The sequence below is a fragment of the Ralstonia sp. 25mfcol4.1 genome (assembly GCF_900104095.1).
GTDB lineage: Bacteria > Pseudomonadota > Gammaproteobacteria > Burkholderiales > Burkholderiaceae > Cupriavidus.
Window position 1 is genome coordinate 120228 of record NZ_FNJO01000011.1, and the last position, 15447, is coordinate 135674.

The window sequence follows — 15447 nt, forward strand, 5'->3', positions numbered from 1 at the left end:
GCCGACTTGGCACGCCAGCGAAGCGGCGCCGCACGCGCACCGTCCAGGGCATCGGGGGCGGCCAATCCGCTGCGCTGGGTGGGCTATCTGGGCGAGTGCCTGATTCTCGGCGTGCTGGCGCTGCAGTTGTACTTCTTCCTGCAGATCGCCGCCTGGCAATACCTGAATCCGTCATCCACGTCGTTCATGCGCGCCGAGGGCTGGCGCCTGTGCGGCTTCAACTTCTGGAGCTGCTCGATCGACCACAGGTGGGTGGGCTATGACCAGATATCGCGCAATATCAAGCGCGCGGTGATCGCCAGCGAGGATGCCGATTTCGTCAACCATCCCGGCTACGAACTCGACGCGATGCTGGACGCGTGGGAGCGCAACAAGAAGCGCGGCCATATCGAACGTGGCGGTTCTACGATTACGCAGCAGCTGGCCAAGAACCTGTTCCTGTCTTCGGAGCAATACTACGTGCGCAAGGGCCAGGAGCTGGCCATCACGTGGATGCTCGAATTCTGGCTCGACAAGCAGCGGATCTTCGAGATCTACCTGAATTCGGTGGAGTGGGGCGAGGGCGTGTTCGGCATCGAGGCCGCCGCGCAGCACTACTTCCATACCCCGGCCTCGAAGCTCACCGTGGGCCAGGCCGCCCGGCTGGCAGCGGCGCTGCCGGCGCCGAAATGCTTCGACAAGAAGGAATACTGCGCCAACGTGCGCGTGAATTTCCGCGTCAAGGCGTCGATCATCGCCCGCCGCATGGGCGCGGCGACGCTACCGGATTAAGGTTGCTCCCCTCTCCCGCCATGCGGGGCAGGGGAGTCGCCGATCGCTTCAGCTCAGCCAGCCCTTCCTCTTGAAATACACCAGCGGGATCGCCGCCGACACGGCCATCAGCGCGATGGCCCACGGGTAGCCGATGGCCCAGTCCAGTTCCGGCATCAGCTTGAAGTTCATGCCGTAGATGCTGGCGATCAGCGTGGGCGGCATCAGCGCCACCGACACCACCGAGAACAGCTTGATGATCTTGTTCTGGTTGATGTTGATGAAACCGACCGTGGCGTCCATCAGGAAGTTGATCTTGTCGAACAGGAACGCGGTGTGGTTCTCGATCGAATCGATGTCGCGCAGGATCTGGCGTGCCTCGTCCTGCTGCTCGGCCGACAACAGCTGGCTGCGCATCAGGAACGACACCGCCCGGCGCGTGTCCATGACGTTGCGGCGGATGCGGCCGTTCAAGTCTTCCTCGCGGGCGATGGTCTCCAGCACGTCGGCGGCGGCGGCATCGGTCACGTTCTCGGCCAGCACGCGGCGGCTGGCTTCTTCCAGCCGCTCGTAGATCTCCTCGATCGAATCGGCCGAATACTCGGCGTCGGTCGCGTAGAGGTCCATCAGCACGTCCTTGGCATTGCGCACCGAGCCGGGCCGCATCCGGGCGCGCAGCCGTACCAGGCGGAACACGGGCAGGTCTTCGTCGTGGATCGAGAACAGGACGTCGCGCGTGAGCACGAACGCCACGCGCACGTTGCGCGACGCCTCGTCTTCCGCCAGCAGGAAGTCGGTGCGGATATGGATGTTCTCGTCCTCGCCCTCGAAGTAACGTGCCGATGCCTCAAGGTCACCGAGGTCTTCGAGTTCCGGCAGGACTACGCCGTAGGCTTCCTTGATCCACGCCAACTCCTCGTCGTCGGGGCTGACCACGTCGATCCAGATGGGCTTGTGCTGCAGCAGCTCATTGCGCTCGTCGACCTGCTCCTGGGCGAGCCGACCTTTCTGCAGGACGAACAGATTGATCATCCCTTCGATTCCTTGTTACTGATTGCGCGTTTGTCCGGAAACAGGCGCAGGCAAGGCATCGCCAGCAAAGCGACCATGGGGCGGCCGGCAAGCGTGATCGCGCTGCGTCCGGACGGCGGGAGCCGGTCCGTTGCAAGGCGATGACGTTTGCCTGTTGCCTGTATCTGGCTGGCAAGCCGGGGGAGGGGAAGATCCGCAGCGCGCGGCGGCCGGCAGGCGGCCGCAGGAGAAACGGAAAGACACACTCACCCGCAGGTGTCTGCGGGCAAGTACGGCGACGAGCAGGGCAATGGCCCCACGCGGATCGGCGTTACGCAGCCCGCAGTGACATGGCATCCGGCGATGACGCGGCCTGGCCGCTACAACCCGAACACCCGATGCTACTGCCCACGTAGTTTCTCCGGGATTCTGATGGCCGCGAGTGTAATCCAACGCGGGGGGGCTTGTTAAGCGAAATCTCTGCGCCGGTGTTGCTCACAGGCGCCGCCGCAGCAGCGGGGCCAGCATCACGGACGACAGCGCCGCGAACATCAGCACGATGGCCGCGTAGTCCTGCCAGTGCGGCGTCTCGCCCAGCAGCCACATGCCCGAGAACACACCCACCACGGGAATGAACATGATCGACAGGCTGGACACCACGGGCGGCAGGCTGCGCGCCAGCGCGAACCAGACCAGGTGGCAGTATGCAAAGACCACCACGGCGTTGTAGGCGATGGCGGCCCATTCGATGCCGGTGGGCATGCGCCAGCCGGTCTCGAACAGCAGCGATCCGACGGCCAGGAACGGCAGCGTGACGGCCAGCATCCAGAAGGTCAGCGCGCCGATCGGCACATCGATCTGGGTGCGCTTCATCAACTGGGTGCCGAAGCCCCAGCCGGCGGCCGCCACCAGCATCAGCAGCGTGCCGGCCGGGCTGCCGGTCAGCGCGGCGATCTCGCCCGACAGCAGAAGCACGGTGCCGGTCAGCGCGCAGGCGATGCCGATCCAGGCCGACAGCGCGATCCGCTCGCGGAAGACCAGCAGGCCCCAGACCACGGCCCAGATTGGCATGGTGTAGCCCAGGATGGCCGCCCGGCCCGACGACAGCATCTTGACCGCACAGATGGCGAACAAATGCCAGATCACCATGTTCGGAATGGCCAGCCTGACCACGGTGGCCCACGCCTGGCGCGGCACCTGCAGCGAATCGCCGCGCAGCTTCAGGGCCAGGCCCAGCGCCACCAGCCCGCCCGCCATGCACAGCAGCCGGAATCCCATGGCCGGGAAGTGGGCGACGCCGACTTTCATGATCGGCCAGTTCAGGCCCCAGGCGATGGTCAGGATGACGAGCAGGACGAGACCGCGGCGGTCGAGGTGCATGGCGCAGGAGAGGCGGCGACCTGATGTGATGGGGTCGCTCTTTTTAAGCGGAAGCTTCAGACAATATCACGTCAGCAGGTAGAATGCCGCCCACGCCATATGTTGGGCCGCGGGATGCCTTGTTCGCCCCGCCGCGCCAACCGGCCGGCGCCGACCCGCGTTATGCTGTGAAGACTGTCGAACACAGCCGGGCCGCCGGCTTCACCCCGAATACCGAGCATCCCATGACCTTTACCGAGTTGCTGTCCAATGCCTGGCAGCGAAACGATTCCCTGCTGTGCGTCGGGCTCGATCCGGACCCGGCCAAGCTGCCGCTGTCGATGACAGGCACCGGCGGGGCAATCTTTTCGTTCTGTCGCGAAATCGTCGACGCCACGGCCGACCTGGTCTGCGCCTTCAAGCCGCAGATTGCCTATTTCCACTCGCAGCGCGCCGAAGACCAGCTCGAGCAGCTGATCGAGTACATTCACGACGCCCATCCCGGGATTCCCGTGATTCTCGACGCCAAGCGCGGCGATATCGGCTCGACGGCCGAGCACTACGCCATCGAGGCGTTCGATCGCTACAAGGCCGACGCGGTGACCGTCAGCCCGTACATGGGTTTCGATTCGATGTCGCCCTACCTGGCGCATCCTGGCCGCGGCGTGATCGTGCTGTGCCGCACGTCGAACCCGGGCGGTTCGGACGTCCAGTTCCTGCAGGTCGACGGCAAGCCGCTGTATCAGGTAGTGGCCGAAGCCGCGCGCGAACGCTGGAACACCAATGGCCAGATGGGCCTGGTGGTGGGCGCGACGTTCCCGAACGAAATCGCCAAGGTGCGCCAGATCGTGGGCGACATGCCGCTGCTGATTCCGGGCATCGGCGCCCAGGGCGGCGACATCGAGGCCACGGTGAAGGCGGGCCGCACGGCCGATGGCACCGGCATGATGATCAATTCGTCGCGCGCGATCCTGTACGCCAGCCGCGACAAGGACTTTGCCGCCGCCGCCCGCAACGTGGCGCTGCAGACGCGCGAGACGATCAACCGGTATCGCCACGGCTGATATTGCTGCATTTGTGTTTTTTCCCCCTCCCGCATGCGGGAGCGGGGAGCAAAGCCACGCCTGTCCCTTTTCTTATTCCGAGTTTATTCCTCGTTCCGGATCAGTTCGATCAGCCCGCGCATCGCGTGCTCGGCCGCCTGGCGGCGGATCTGGGCGCGGTCGCCCTTGAATCGCTGGGTCTCGGTGCGGGTGGTGATGCGGTTGCTCCAGCCGAAGCAGACCATGCCTACCGGCTTCTCGGGCGAGCCACCGTTCGGTCCCGCCACGCCAGTGATCGACAGCGCCACCTGGGCGCGGCTGTTCAGCAGCGCACCCTCGGCCATGGCATGGGCTACCTCCTCGCTGACCGCGCCGTGGTCGCGGATCAGCTTGGCGGGCACGCCGATCATGGTGGTCTTGGCTTCGTTCGAGTAAGTCACGAAGCCCCGCTCGAACCAGCCCGACGACCCCGATACATCGGTGATGGCCGCCGCCACCAGCCCGCCTGTGCAGGACTCGGCGGTGGCCAGCATGAGCGAACGTTCGGCGAGGACGGCTCCGGCCTGGATGGCAAGCTGGTCAAGCAGGCGGCTGACGGACATGGCGACGGTTCCCCGAGATCCTGATGCAGTGATGAAGGAAAGATAAAAAGGGGCGGGCGCTCAGAACGAGCGCCACAGGGCGAAGACGAGCAGCGTATAGAACGCCGCGAAGATATCGTCGAACATCACGCCGAACGCGCCGGTGAAACCGGGGCCCTTGAGCGTCCGGTCGTAGTACCGGATTGGCGCCGGCTTGACGATATCGAAGAAGCGGAACCACAGGAAGGCGGCGAACTGGCCCCAGAAGCCGGTGGGCATGACAAACACCAGCACCAGCCAGAAGGCGACGATTTCATCCCAGACCATGCTGCCGTGGTCGTACACGCCCATGTCGCGCGCGGTACGCAGGCAGGCCCAGATGCCGACCAGGAATCCGCCGGCGATGATCCACAGCCACGTGTTCGGCTCGATCCACATCGAGATCACGACGTACGACAGCCAGCCATACAGCGTGCCGACCGTGCCGGGGCTCACCGGCGACAGGCCTGAGCCAAAGCCCAGCGCAATCAGGCGGGCGGGATGGCCGAGCATGAAGCGGGCGGTCGGGCGCATGACCTTGGCGGTCTGGCCGGCTTCCAGCGTGACGGGCTCGGCAGGATTGGCGGGATCGCGTGGCGCGGCCCCGGGGGGATAAGCGGACATCAAGAACCTGGCTCGACTTTCTAGTGATATATGGCGCGCAAGTTTGCAGCTCTCCCTGTTGCGCGCATGCCTGGCATCATGACACGCCTTGCACGCGAAGTGTCACGGGGCGCTGAAATGATCGAATGACGCGCCCGTGAACGTGAACGGGTCGCCGTTGCCATCGACGATGCGCAGGCCGGCTTCCGATGTGATCGAGCCGGCACGTGTGAGCGGCAGGCCCAGCTGCCGGCTGATGGCTGCGATGGCCTCGCGATTGCCCGCCGGGGCGGTAAAGCACAACTCGTAGTCATCGCCGCCGGCCAGTACGCATTCGCGCTGCAGCGCCAGCGGCTGCGCAGCGAGGATCTCCGAGCGGGGCAGCGCATCGACGTCCAGGATGGCGCCGACCGACGAGCGCGCCAGGATATGGCCCAGGTCGCCGATCAGGCCATCGGAAATATCCAGTGCGGCATGCGCCACACCGCGCAGTGCCATGCCCAGTGCCACGCGCGGGGTCGGCATATCCATGCGCGGGCGGATCACCGTGAAGTCGGGCTCGGGCAGCAGCCACTCGCCGCGGCAATCGCCCAGCGCCAGCCGGGCATCGCCGAGCGTGCCGGAGATCCAGATATCGTCGCCGGGGCGCGCGGCGTCGCGGCGCAGGGCCTGGCGCGGCGGCACGTCGCCAAACACGGTGATCGACAGTGTCAGCGGCCCCTTGGTGGTATCGCCGCCGATCAGTTCGCAGCTGTGGTGGTCGGCCAAGGCCAGCATGCCGCCCGCAAACGCTTCGAGCCAGGCGGGATCGGCGTCCGGCAGCGCCAGCGCCAGCGTGAAAGCGCGCGGTTCGGCGCCCATCGCGGCCAGGTCTGACAGGTTCACGGCCAGCGCCTTGTGCCCCAGCGCGCGCGGCGGCACGTCCGGAAAGAAGTGGCGCCCGCTGACCAGCATGTCGGTGCTGATGGCAAGCTGATGGCCCGGCCGGGCGTCGATCAGGGCGCAGTCGTCGCCCACGCCCAGCGCGGCCTTGCGGACGGGACGCGTGAAGAATCGGCGAATCAGGTCGAATTCGGACAGGGAAGCGGGCGAGGGATTTGGCATCAGGTGGGGCGCATACCGGCTGGTCAAGCCCATCGGCATGCGGCATATTGTACCGAAACGCAAAGGTGCCCCGCGCAAAACGCCCATTGTGAAATAGTTTTTCACAATATAAAATGCGCCATCCTTAAGCGTGCAAATCTTAAGCGCGTACAAGCGGAGACGACGGGTTCGTGGAGCCGGCCCTTGATCTCCCAGCGTTATTCAGTGCGGCTCCACCGATCGGAAGATGCGCAGATGACAAGCCCTCAGCAGTCCCCGTCCCAAGACGATCTGAAACAGCAGCAGCGTGAGGCGCTGCGCAAGGCCGCACTCGAATATCACGAGTTTCCGACCCCCGGCAAGATTTCCGTCACCCCGACCAAGCCGCTGTCGAACCAGCGCGACCTGGCCCTGGCCTATTCGCCGGGCGTGGCTGCCGCGTGCGAGGAAATCGTCGCCAACCCGGCCGATTCATTCCGTTACACCGCCCGTGGCAACCTCGTGGCCGTGATCACCAACGGCACCGCCGTGCTGGGCCTGGGCAATATCGGCGCCGCGGCGTCGAAGCCGGTGATGGAAGGCAAGGCCGGCCTGTTCAAGAAGTTCGCCGGGATCGACGTCTTCGACATCGAAATCGACGAGACGGACCCCGAAAAGCTGGTTGACATCATCGCGTCGCTGGAGCCGACCTTCGGCGGTATCAACCTGGAAGACATCAAGGCGCCGGAATGCTTCTACGTGGAGCGCAAGCTGCGCGAACGGATGAAGATTCCCGTCTTCCACGACGATCAGCACGGTACCGCCATCGTGGTGGGCGCCGCCGTGATCAACGGCCTGAAGGTCGTGGGCAAGGACATCTCGAAGGTCAAGCTGGTGGCCTCGGGCGCTGGCGCCGCCGCGCTGGCCTGCCTGGACCTGCTCGTCGACCTGGGCCTGCCCATCGAGAACATCTGGGTGACGGATCTGGCCGGTGTGGTCTACGAAGGCCGTACCGAGCTGATGGACCCGGAAAAGGCACGCTTCTCGCAGAAGACCGACAAGCGGCGCCTGGCCGAAGTCATCGACGACGCAGACATCTTCCTGGGCCTGTCCGCCGCCGGCGTGCTCAAGCCCGAGATGGTGCAGAAGATGGCCGACAAGCCGCTGGTGCTGGCGCTGGCCAACCCGAATCCGGAAATCATGCCGGAACTGGTCAAGGAAATCCGTCCGGACGCCGTGATGGCCACGGGCCGCACCGACTACCCGAACCAGGTCAACAACGTTCTCTGCTTCCCGTTCATCTTCCGTGGCGCGCTCGATTGCGGCGCCACCACGATCACGCGTGAAATGGAAATCGCCGCCGCCAATGCCGTGGCGGAACTGGCGCGCCAGGAACAGAGCGACATCGTGGCCTCGGCCTACGGTATCCAGGATCTGTCGTTCGGTCCCGAATACCTGATCCCGAAGCCGTTCGATCCGCGCCTGATCGTCAAGATCGCACCGGCCGTGGCCGAGGCCGCCGCCAAGTCGGGCGTGGCCGCGCGTCCGATCGAGGACATGGACGCCTACCGCCTGCAGCTGCAGCAGTTCGTCTACCACTCGGGCACGCTGATGAAGCCGATCTACGCGGCCGCGCGCAAGGTGGAGATGGAAAAGAAGCGCATCGTCTTTGCCGAGGGCGAAGAAGAGCGCGTGCTGCGTGCCGTGCAGGTGATCGTCGATGAAAAGCTGGCCAACCCGATCCTGATCGGCCGTCCGGCCGTGCTGTCGCACCGCATCGAACGCTTCGGCCTGCGCCTGCGCATGGGCGTGGATTTCACCGTGGTCAACCCCGAGCACGACGACCGCTTCCGCGACTATTCGGACGCCTACTACCGCATGATGGCCCGTGAAGGCATCACGCAGCAGTACGCCAAGCTGGAAATGCGCCGCCGCACCACGCTGATCGGCGCGATGCTGGTCAAGCGGGGCGAGGCCGACGGCATGATCTGCGGCACGGTCAGCACGACTGCGGCCCACCTGCGCTACATCGACCAGGTGCTGGGCGGTACCAACTGCGTCTACGCCGCGATGAACGGCCTGGTGCTGCCGGGCCGCCAGATCTTCCTGGTGGACACGCACGTCAACATCGATCCGACCGCCGCCGAGCTGGCCGAGATCACGCTGATGGCCGCCGAAGAGCTGAAGCGCTTCGGCATCGAGCCCAAGGTTGGCCTGCTGTCGCACTCGAACTTCGGTACGTCGGAGGCCCCGTCGGCCCGCAAGATGCGCGAAACGCTGGCCATTCTGCGCGAGCGCGCGCCTGAACTGGAAGTCGACGGCGAAATGCACGGCGACAGCGCGCTGGACCAAAAGCTGCGCGATTCGCTGGTGCCGGACGGCTCGCTCAAGGGCGAAGCCAACCTGCTGGTGTGCCCGAACATCGACGCGGCCAACATTTCGTACAACCTGCTCAAGGTGGCGGCCGGCAACAACGTGGCCATCGGCCCGATCCTGCTGGGCGTAAAGGCGCCGGTTCACATCCTGACGCCGTCGGCCACGGTGCGCCGTATCGTCAACATGACGGCGCTGGTGGTGGTGGACGCTGCCGCCAAGGCCTGATCGGCCGTTTTACCGGCGGCCGACTGCGACCGCCGGGCCATGTGGTGCAAGAGCCGGGTTCGCCCGGCTTTTTTCATGCCCGCGTCAAATCGCCGCCTGCGCGGTTAGTATGCGCACACATATCAATAACATGTTGAAACAATTGAGGAAATTCGGGCTCGCCGGGCGCAGGGATTGATTAATGATGGACTTGCGCGTAACCTTACGCCTTTGAATGCGGACGCTCGCCTGGGCGTACCGGTAGCCGCTGGGGGTCCGAAAAGAGACTGAAGCGATGCCGGAATGACCCACCATCAACTTTCGCCAACGATTCATTCACTATCGTGGGTTCCCGGATTTCACAAAGCCAGTCGCAGCGGCAGTCACATTGGCAGTCCCTGAGCCTGGCACGAAGCCTGGGCCACGTGTTGGCCGGCGCGGCGCTATCGATGGCGCTGGTCCTGTCGCCGCAAGGCGCGATGGCAAGGCAGTCGCCCGACGTGCTTGGGGTGGGAACCATCCCGGCACAGCAGTTGCCCAACGAAGCGCGGCAAACGCTGGACCTGATAGAGGCCGGCGGCCCGTTTCCGTATGACAAGGATGGTTCGCGGTTCGGCAACTACGAACGCATCCTGCCGCAGCAGCCTCGCGGGTATTACCGCGAATACACCGTCAAGAACAGCAAAAGCCGGAATCGGGGAGCCAAGCGGATAGTTTGCGGTGGTGATCAACGCGCCGCGAACGACTGCTACTACACGGAAGACCACTACAACAGTTTCAAACGGATAACCAAATGATGACTGACATTTTCGGATTGGGCGACGCCCTTGCCGCCCGCGAGGAGCGCGGCGCCGGAGATGGCTGGCAACGGGCTCACCATCAGGCCCAGAACCTTTACGACAACGTGCTGATGATGCCGCGCCAGGATCTGACGCCACGACTTCCGCCCGCCTGTGCCCCTGTCATGGCCACATGGGCTGACGACGGCACCAACGAGGGAGCCATGAATCTGTTCAAGACGGTGCGCCCTAACATCGTCCAGTCGATCCGCGCATTCCGCGTGCCCGAGCTGGCTCAGGCAGCCGCCGCGCTGAATCAGCATTTCCTGTACGCGAACTGTGCCGACTGCGCGAGCAAGGCCGAGATTCTTGAGCGGATCGCCACCGAGTTCACCTTCCCGAAGCATTTCGGCAAGAATTTCGATGCCTTGTCTGACTGCCTGACCGACATGATCCACAAGGCGGGGCCGCAGCCCGGTTTCGTGATCGTGCTCGAAGGCCTGCCGATCGCGCAGAAGTTCGACAAGGAAGCCCGCGAAGTGCTGCTGGATGTGTTCCGCGACGCAGCCGAGTTCTGGAGCGAGCGCAAGGTGCAGTTCCGGGTGTTCTATTCGTTCGCCTGACGGCTCGAACGAATCGCCCATGAAAAAGCCCGCTGGTGTCAGCGGGCTTTTTGTTTGTTCTTCCGGATCGTCCCTGGCCGGGAGCGACGCCTCAGGCCGCGGGAGGAACCTCGCCGGTCGGTGTCAGGCGGTCGATCAGCTCGGGCAGGCCTTCGCTGAGACTGGCGGCCACATCGTCCGACGACATGCCGGTGGTTTCAGCCAGCGACTGCAGCGCGCCGGTATTGCCCAGCGCCGCCGACAGGTCATTGGCGCTGACGGCCTGATTGGCGCCGGTGCCAATCCAGGAGTCCACCTGCTGGCCCAGCCCGGCCTGCGCCAGGATGTCGCGCAGCGCGCCGATGCCGCCGCTGGCCGCGCCCATCGCCTGGGCCGATGCGCCGGCTTCGCCCTGTCCGCCGAGCAGCCCGCCCAGCAGCGAACCCAGATCGAGCCCGCCCGGAGCCGGTGCGCTGCCGCCACCCAGCATGCCGCCGAGCATGCCACCCAGCCCACCGAGGCCACCGAGGCCACCGGCGCCACCGATCGGATTGTCGCCGGCATCGGCCGGCGCCACGCTGCCGTCGGCGCCCTGGCTCTTGTGCCGCATGGCCAGCATCGCCAGCAGGCCCAGGGCCATCATCAGCTTCGGATTGACGCCGCCGGACTGGCCTTCCTGCTGCTGGCCGCCAAGCTGGCCGAGCACGCCACCGAGTACGCTATCGAGTAGTCCCATCTCAGACTCCTTATCTCAAAATCCGCCAAGAATGGCGTTCAGCGTTGCCAGGCAAGCCAGCCCGGCGGTTTCCGTGCGCAGGATGCGCGGTCCGAGTGACACGCCGATAAAACCGGCACGCCGCGCGGCGTCTTCTTCGTCCGGGGAAAGGCCCCCTTCGGGGCCGATCAGCAGCGTCACCCCTTCGGCACGCCAGGCGTCGCGATGCGCCTGCGCAAGCTCGGGCAGCGACCCCGTGGCCCGCGGCGACAGCAGCAGCCGGGCCCCCGTGGCGGGCGCAGCCGCCAGCCACGCTTCAAAAGTAGCGACCGGCGCCAGCCGCGGCAAGCGATTGCGGCCACATTGTTCGCACGCGGCCTGCACCAGCGCCTGCCAGTGTGCCTGCCGCTTGAGCGCGCGGTCGCCGGACAGGCGCACTACCGAGCGGGCGGCCTGCAGTGGCTGGATGGCGGCCACGCCCAGTTCGACGGCCTTTTCGATCAGCCAGTCCATCTTGTCGCCGCCGGCCAGGCCTTGCGCCAGCGTGATTGCGAACGGCGTTTCGGCTTCGGCGGCGTCATGCGCGCCAATCTGCGCGGTGGCGTGACGCTTGCCGATCTCGGCGAGGGTGGCGGCATGGCTGCCGCCCTGGCCGTTGAACAGCGTGATGGCGTCGCCCGGGGCCAGGCGCAGCACCTGCACGTGGCGCGCCACGGCGTCGGGCAAATCCAATACGGCATCGGCGGCCAGCGCCGCATCGACAAAGAATCTGGGAGGCATCAGGGGGTGGGTTTGGCGTCCGGAGCCTTGGCCAGCGGCGTGGCAAAGCCCCATCGGTATCCATCGGGATCTTCGACCATGCAGTATCTGTCGCCCCAGAACTGGTCGGCGGGCGGCATGACGCTGGTTGCACCGGCGCCAGTCGCCTGTGCGTACAGCGCGTCGACGTCCTCGCAATACAGGTAGAACGTCTGCGGCGCTTCGACGCCCATGGAGCGGGGCGTGCGGGCCGTGCTGCCCCACGCGCCCTCGGGCGCGAACATGATGACGATCTGGCCCTGGTAGTGCATTTCGGCGTGGGTGGGCACGCCGTTCTCATCGACGACATGCCCGGCTTTGAAGCCGAATGCCCTTTGATAGAAATCGAGGGCGGCGCGTCCGCTGGCGACCGTGAGATAGGGCGTCAGCCAGGGCGTGTTGAGCGGTCTGGACATGCGGGTCTCCCGGATGGCACGAAAGCCCCGCGCGCACGGCGGCGGCGGGGCGTTTGTGCATGTTACGCGGGACGGCCTGCGCTGTCGAAGATCGCCTGCAAATGGCGCGGATGGTTGAACAGTGTCGGGTGCAGCCCGGCGTGGTAGGCCCGCAGCAGGCCATCGAGCTTCCACTGTTGCAGGCGCGACCCAATCCGCTCGGGCGGGTGGGCCGCGATGTCCAGCGTATCGCTGGCCAGCGCGATTCCCCACAGCGCACCGTACGCCGGCACGAACGTGGCCAGCGGCGCCACGTTCCGGAATACCTGGCGCAGGCGCGCCAGCAGCAGCCGCGCGGCCTCGGGGCGGTGCCAGGGCGGACCCAGATGCAGCGACATCGCCCCACCGGCGCTCAGGCAGCGCCGTGCCGTCTGAAGCCCGTGCGGGGAGAACAGCGCGGCGGCCGGGCTGCCGTCGTCGGCCTCGGTCAGGTCATAGACAATCAGGTCGAACTGGCGGCCGGCCCGCGCAAACGCCTCCATCAGGCCCAGGCCGTCGCCAATGGCCAGGTGCAGGCGCGGATCGCCGGGCTCGTCGAGGGCGCCACGGTGAATGCCGGGCAGCCATTCGCGCGCCAGGCGGACGACTTCAGCATCGAGCTCGGCCACCACCACTTCCCGCATGGTGGGAATTCGCAGCAGTTCGAAGGCCGATCCGCCGTCGCCGCCGCCCACTACCAGCGCGCTGCGTGGCGAACCGTGCACTGCGGCCATCGGCACGGTCATCAGTTCATGCTGGATATGGGCGTCGGCTTCGGTGCTCATCACGCGTCCATCCAGCCGGAAAATGCGGCCAAATTTCGCATTCTCGCCAATTTCGACCTGTTGGTGGGCAGTGCGCGCCGCAGCCAGCACGGTGATATCGCACAGCGTGGTGCCCACACCGGGCGCCAGCCATTCGGTCCACGTCTGAGACCCCCTTCGGGGCGCGTCTGCGCGTCCGGAAATGCCGCCTGCTTCTGCTAAAATTGCGGTTTTCCCGCCGTCAGGTTCTCGCATGTCTGCCCTCGCCCATCCCGCCACCAGTCCTTTCGCCAATCAACCCGTCAAGCTGATGGCCGACGCCATCCGCGTGCTTGCCATGGATGCCGTCCAGCAGGCCAACTCCGGTCACCCCGGCGCGCCGATGGGTATGGCGGACATCGCCGTGGCGCTGTGGGGGCGGCACCTGAAGCATAACCCGGTCAATCCGCACTGGGCCGACCGCGACCGCTTCGTGCTGTCTAACGGCCACGGATCGATGCTGATTTATGCCTTGCTGCATCTGACCGGCTACGACCTGCCGGTGGAAGAGCTGCGCAACTTCCGCCAGCTGCACAGCAAGACCGCCGGCCACCCGGAATACGGCATCACCCCGGGTGTGGAAACGACCACCGGTCCGCTGGGCCAGGGCATCACCAACGCGGTGGGCATGGCACTGGCCGAGCGCCTGCTGGCCGAGGAATTCAACCGCCCCGGTTTCGACATCGTCAACCATCACACCTACGTGTTCATGGGCGACGGCTGCCTGATGGAAGGCATCAGCCACGAAGCCTGCTCGCTGGCCGGCACGCTGAAGCTGAACAAGCTGATCGCGCTGTGGGATGACAACGGCATCTCGATCGACGGCGACGTGGTGCACTGGTTTGCCGACGATACGCCGAAGCGTTTCGAGGCCTACGGCTGGAATGTGATCCGCGGTGTGGACGGCCACGACGTGGTGGCGGTCGATAACGCCATCGCCCAGGCCAAGGCCAGCGACAAGCCGACGCTGATCTGCTGCCGCACGATCATCGGCAAGGGCGCGCCCAACAAGGCCGGCGGCCACGACGTGCACGGCGCCCCGCTGGGCGGCGCCGAAGTACTGGCCACGCGCGAGGCGCTGGGCTGGGCCCACGCCCCGTTCGAACTGCCGGAAGACGTGTACAACGCCTGGAACGCCAAGGCCACCGGCAGCGCGCTGGAAAAGGCGTGGGACGCGCTGTTCGACGCCTACGCCGAAGTGCATCCGTTTGAAGCCGGTGAATTCAAGCGCCGCATGCGCGGCGAACTGCCGGGCGCGTTCGATGCCGCGGTGGATGCCTTCATCGCCAAGTGCGAGGAAAAGGCCGAGACGATCGCCACGCGCAAGGCCAGCCAGAACACCATCGAGGCGTTCGCGCCGGTGCTGCCGGAATTCCTGGGCGGCTCGGCCGACCTGACCGGCTCGAACCTGACCAACTGGTCGGGCACCCAGGCCGTGCGCGTGGATGCATGGGGCAACCACATCAACTACGGTGTGCGCGAGTTCGGCATGAGCGCCATCATGAACGGCATCACGCTGCATGGCGGCTACGTGCCCTACGGCGCCACGTTCCTGACGTTCTCGGACTACAGCCGCAATGCGCTGCGCATGGCCGCGCTGATGAAGATCCGCACGCTGTTCGTGTTCACGCACGATTCGATCGGCCTGGGCGAAGACGGCCCGACGCACCAGTCGATCGAGCACGTGGCCAGCCTGCGCCTGATTCCGAACATGGACGTCTGGCGTACCGCCGACACGACCGAAACGGCCGTGGCCTGGGCCGAGTCGATCCGCCGCACGAACGGCCCGAGCTGCCTGATCTTCAGCCGCCAGAACCTGCCGTTCCAGAAGCGCGACGATGTCACGCGTGCCAATATCGCACGCGGCGGCTACGTGCTGCGCGATGCAAAGAACCCGCGCACCAAGCGTCCGGACGCCGTGATCCTGGCCACGGGCTCGGAAGTGGGCCTGGCCGTGGGCGCCGCCGATGCGCTGGCCGCCGAGGGCGTGCATGTGCGCGTGGTCTCGGTGCCCGCCACGACGGTGTTCGACAAGCAGGACGCCGCCTACAAGGCGAGCGTGCTGCCGGCCGGCGTTCCGCGCATCGCCGTGGAAGCCGGCGTGACCGATTTCTGGTGGAAGTACCAGGTCCAGGCGGTCGTCGGCATCGACACGTTCGGCGAATCGGCTCCGGCTGGCGTGCTGTTCAAGCACTTCGGCTTCACGGTAGACAATGTGGCCGACACCGTTCGCGCCACGCTTGCCCAGTAATTTCCGCCCGCGCGGTCAGCCGGTGCGATGCGCCGGC

General features: G+C 65.9%; 15 protein-coding genes. 6 read left to right on the top strand and 9 right to left on the bottom strand.

The features are described from left to right. Positions 1–69: 69 nt before the first annotated feature. On the top strand, positions 70–771 hold the full coding sequence (gene mtgA, locus BLQ58_RS19690) for a monofunctional biosynthetic peptidoglycan transglycosylase (protein ID WP_092601534.1): 702 nt from the start codon (positions 70–72) through the stop codon (positions 769–771). Positions 772–819: 48 nt separating this feature from the next. On the opposite strand, the gene corA is transcribed toward mtgA, so the two are convergent. Together corA and BLQ58_RS19700 are read right to left on the bottom strand one after the other, a co-directional pair. Continuing rightward, positions 820–1782 carry a magnesium/cobalt transporter CorA gene (gene corA / locus BLQ58_RS19695; protein ID WP_066732294.1) on the bottom strand — a complete coding sequence of 321 codons (963 nt, stop codon included), beginning with the start codon at positions 1780–1782 and terminating at the stop codon, positions 820–822. A gap of 474 nt (positions 1783–2256) precedes the next feature. Then, positions 2257–3141, bottom strand: coding sequence for a DMT family transporter (locus tag BLQ58_RS19700; protein WP_092601373.1), 885 nt, complete (start codon positions 3139–3141; stop codon positions 2257–2259). 224 nt (positions 3142–3365) lie between these two features. Between BLQ58_RS19700 and pyrF the strand changes: the two genes are divergently transcribed. Next, positions 3366–4184 carry an orotidine-5'-phosphate decarboxylase gene (gene pyrF, locus BLQ58_RS19705; RefSeq protein WP_092601536.1) on the top strand — a complete coding sequence of 273 codons (819 nt, stop codon included), beginning with the start codon at positions 3366–3368 and terminating at the stop codon, positions 4182–4184. A gap of 83 nt (positions 4185–4267) precedes the next feature. On the opposite strand, the gene BLQ58_RS19710 is transcribed toward pyrF, so the two are convergent. The 3 genes from BLQ58_RS19710 to thiL form a co-directional block, all read right to left on the bottom strand. Further along, positions 4268–4765, bottom strand: a complete 498-nt coding sequence (locus BLQ58_RS19710; RefSeq protein ID WP_092601375.1) for a CinA family protein — start codon at positions 4763–4765, stop codon at positions 4268–4270. A gap of 60 nt (positions 4766–4825) precedes the next feature. Continuing rightward, positions 4826–5407, bottom strand: a complete 582-nt coding sequence (locus tag BLQ58_RS19715) for a phosphatidylglycerophosphatase A family protein (protein ID WP_092601377.1) — start codon at positions 5405–5407, stop codon at positions 4826–4828. A 102-nt stretch (positions 5408–5509) separates the two neighbouring features. Next, positions 5510–6490 carry a thiamine-phosphate kinase gene (gene thiL, locus BLQ58_RS19720; RefSeq protein WP_092601538.1) on the bottom strand — a complete coding sequence of 327 codons (981 nt, stop codon included), beginning with the start codon at positions 6488–6490 and terminating at the stop codon, positions 5510–5512. Between the two features lie 234 nt (positions 6491–6724). Here thiL and BLQ58_RS19725 point away from each other — a divergent pair, with 234 nt between their 5' ends. The 3 genes from BLQ58_RS19725 (at position 6725) to BLQ58_RS19735 (ending at position 10430) form a co-directional block, all read left to right on the top strand. Further along, positions 6725–9049, top strand: a complete 2325-nt coding sequence (locus BLQ58_RS19725; RefSeq protein WP_092601379.1) for an NADP-dependent malic enzyme — start codon at positions 6725–6727, stop codon at positions 9047–9049. Between the two features lie 428 nt (positions 9050–9477). After that, on the top strand, positions 9478–9825 hold the full coding sequence (locus tag BLQ58_RS19730) for a guanyl-specific ribonuclease (protein WP_092601381.1): 348 nt from the start codon (positions 9478–9480) through the stop codon (positions 9823–9825). Next, complete coding sequence (locus BLQ58_RS19735; RefSeq protein WP_092601383.1) at positions 9822–10430, top strand: barstar family protein; 609 nt, start codon at positions 9822–9824, stop codon at positions 10428–10430. The genes BLQ58_RS19730 and BLQ58_RS19735 overlap by 4 nt, the downstream gene beginning before the upstream one ends. 91 nt (positions 10431–10521) lie before the next feature. Here BLQ58_RS19735 and BLQ58_RS19740 read toward each other — a convergent pair whose 3' ends face one another. The 4 genes from BLQ58_RS19740 to BLQ58_RS19755 form a co-directional block, all read right to left on the bottom strand. Continuing rightward, entirely contained in the window at positions 10522–11145 is a 624-nt protein-coding gene (locus BLQ58_RS19740; RefSeq protein ID WP_092601385.1) for a YidB family protein, read from the bottom strand. 15 nt (positions 11146–11160) lie between these two features. Next, on the bottom strand, positions 11161–11904 hold the full coding sequence (locus BLQ58_RS19745; RefSeq protein ID WP_092601387.1) for a 16S rRNA (uracil(1498)-N(3))-methyltransferase: 744 nt from the start codon (positions 11902–11904) through the stop codon (positions 11161–11163). Continuing rightward, complete coding sequence (locus tag BLQ58_RS19750; RefSeq protein WP_092601389.1) at positions 11904–12338, bottom strand: VOC family protein; 435 nt, start codon at positions 12336–12338, stop codon at positions 11904–11906. The genes BLQ58_RS19745 and BLQ58_RS19750 overlap by 1 nt, the downstream gene beginning before the upstream one ends. A gap of 62 nt (positions 12339–12400) precedes the next feature. Then, on the bottom strand, positions 12401–13258 hold the full coding sequence (locus BLQ58_RS19755) for a spermine/spermidine synthase domain-containing protein (RefSeq protein ID WP_254776027.1): 858 nt from the start codon (positions 13256–13258) through the stop codon (positions 12401–12403). A gap of 115 nt (positions 13259–13373) precedes the next feature. On the opposite strand from BLQ58_RS19755, the gene tkt reads away from it, so the two are divergent. Beyond that, complete coding sequence (gene tkt / locus BLQ58_RS19760; RefSeq protein WP_092601394.1) at positions 13374–15410, top strand: transketolase; 2037 nt, start codon at positions 13374–13376, stop codon at positions 15408–15410. Positions 15411–15447: the final 37 nt, after the last annotated feature.

Excerpts from the sequence above, each read along its gene's own strand:
- corA (WP_066732294.1), bottom strand. The coding sequence starts at position 1,782 with ATGATCAATCTGTTCGTCCTGCAGAAAGGTCGGCTCGCCCAGGAGCAG.
- BLQ58_RS19700 (WP_092601373.1), bottom strand. The coding sequence starts at position 3,141 with ATGCACCTCGACCGCCGCGGTCTCGTCCTGCTCGTCATCCTGACCATC.
- pyrF (WP_092601536.1), top strand. The coding sequence starts at position 3,366 with ATGACCTTTACCGAGTTGCTGTCCAATGCCTGGCAGCGAAACGATTCC.
- BLQ58_RS19710 (WP_092601375.1), bottom strand. The coding sequence starts at position 4,765 with ATGTCCGTCAGCCGCCTGCTTGACCAGCTTGCCATCCAGGCCGGAGCC.
- BLQ58_RS19715 (WP_092601377.1), bottom strand. The coding sequence starts at position 5,407 with ATGTCCGCTTATCCCCCCGGGGCCGCGCCACGCGATCCCGCCAATCCT.
- thiL (WP_092601538.1), bottom strand. The coding sequence starts at position 6,490 with ATGCCAAATCCCTCGCCCGCTTCCCTGTCCGAATTCGACCTGATTCGC.
- BLQ58_RS19725 (WP_092601379.1), top strand. The coding sequence starts at position 6,725 with ATGACAAGCCCTCAGCAGTCCCCGTCCCAAGACGATCTGAAACAGCAG.
- BLQ58_RS19730 (WP_092601381.1), top strand. The coding sequence starts at position 9,478 with ATGGCGCTGGTCCTGTCGCCGCAAGGCGCGATGGCAAGGCAGTCGCCC.
- BLQ58_RS19735 (WP_092601383.1), top strand. The coding sequence starts at position 9,822 with ATGATGACTGACATTTTCGGATTGGGCGACGCCCTTGCCGCCCGCGAG.
- BLQ58_RS19740 (WP_092601385.1), bottom strand. The coding sequence starts at position 11,145 with ATGGGACTACTCGATAGCGTACTCGGTGGCGTGCTCGGCCAGCTTGGC.
- BLQ58_RS19745 (WP_092601387.1), bottom strand. The coding sequence starts at position 11,904 with ATGCCTCCCAGATTCTTTGTCGATGCGGCGCTGGCCGCCGATGCCGTA.
- BLQ58_RS19750 (WP_092601389.1), bottom strand. The coding sequence starts at position 12,338 with ATGTCCAGACCGCTCAACACGCCCTGGCTGACGCCCTATCTCACGGTC.
- tkt (WP_092601394.1), top strand. The coding sequence starts at position 13,374 with ATGTCTGCCCTCGCCCATCCCGCCACCAGTCCTTTCGCCAATCAACCC.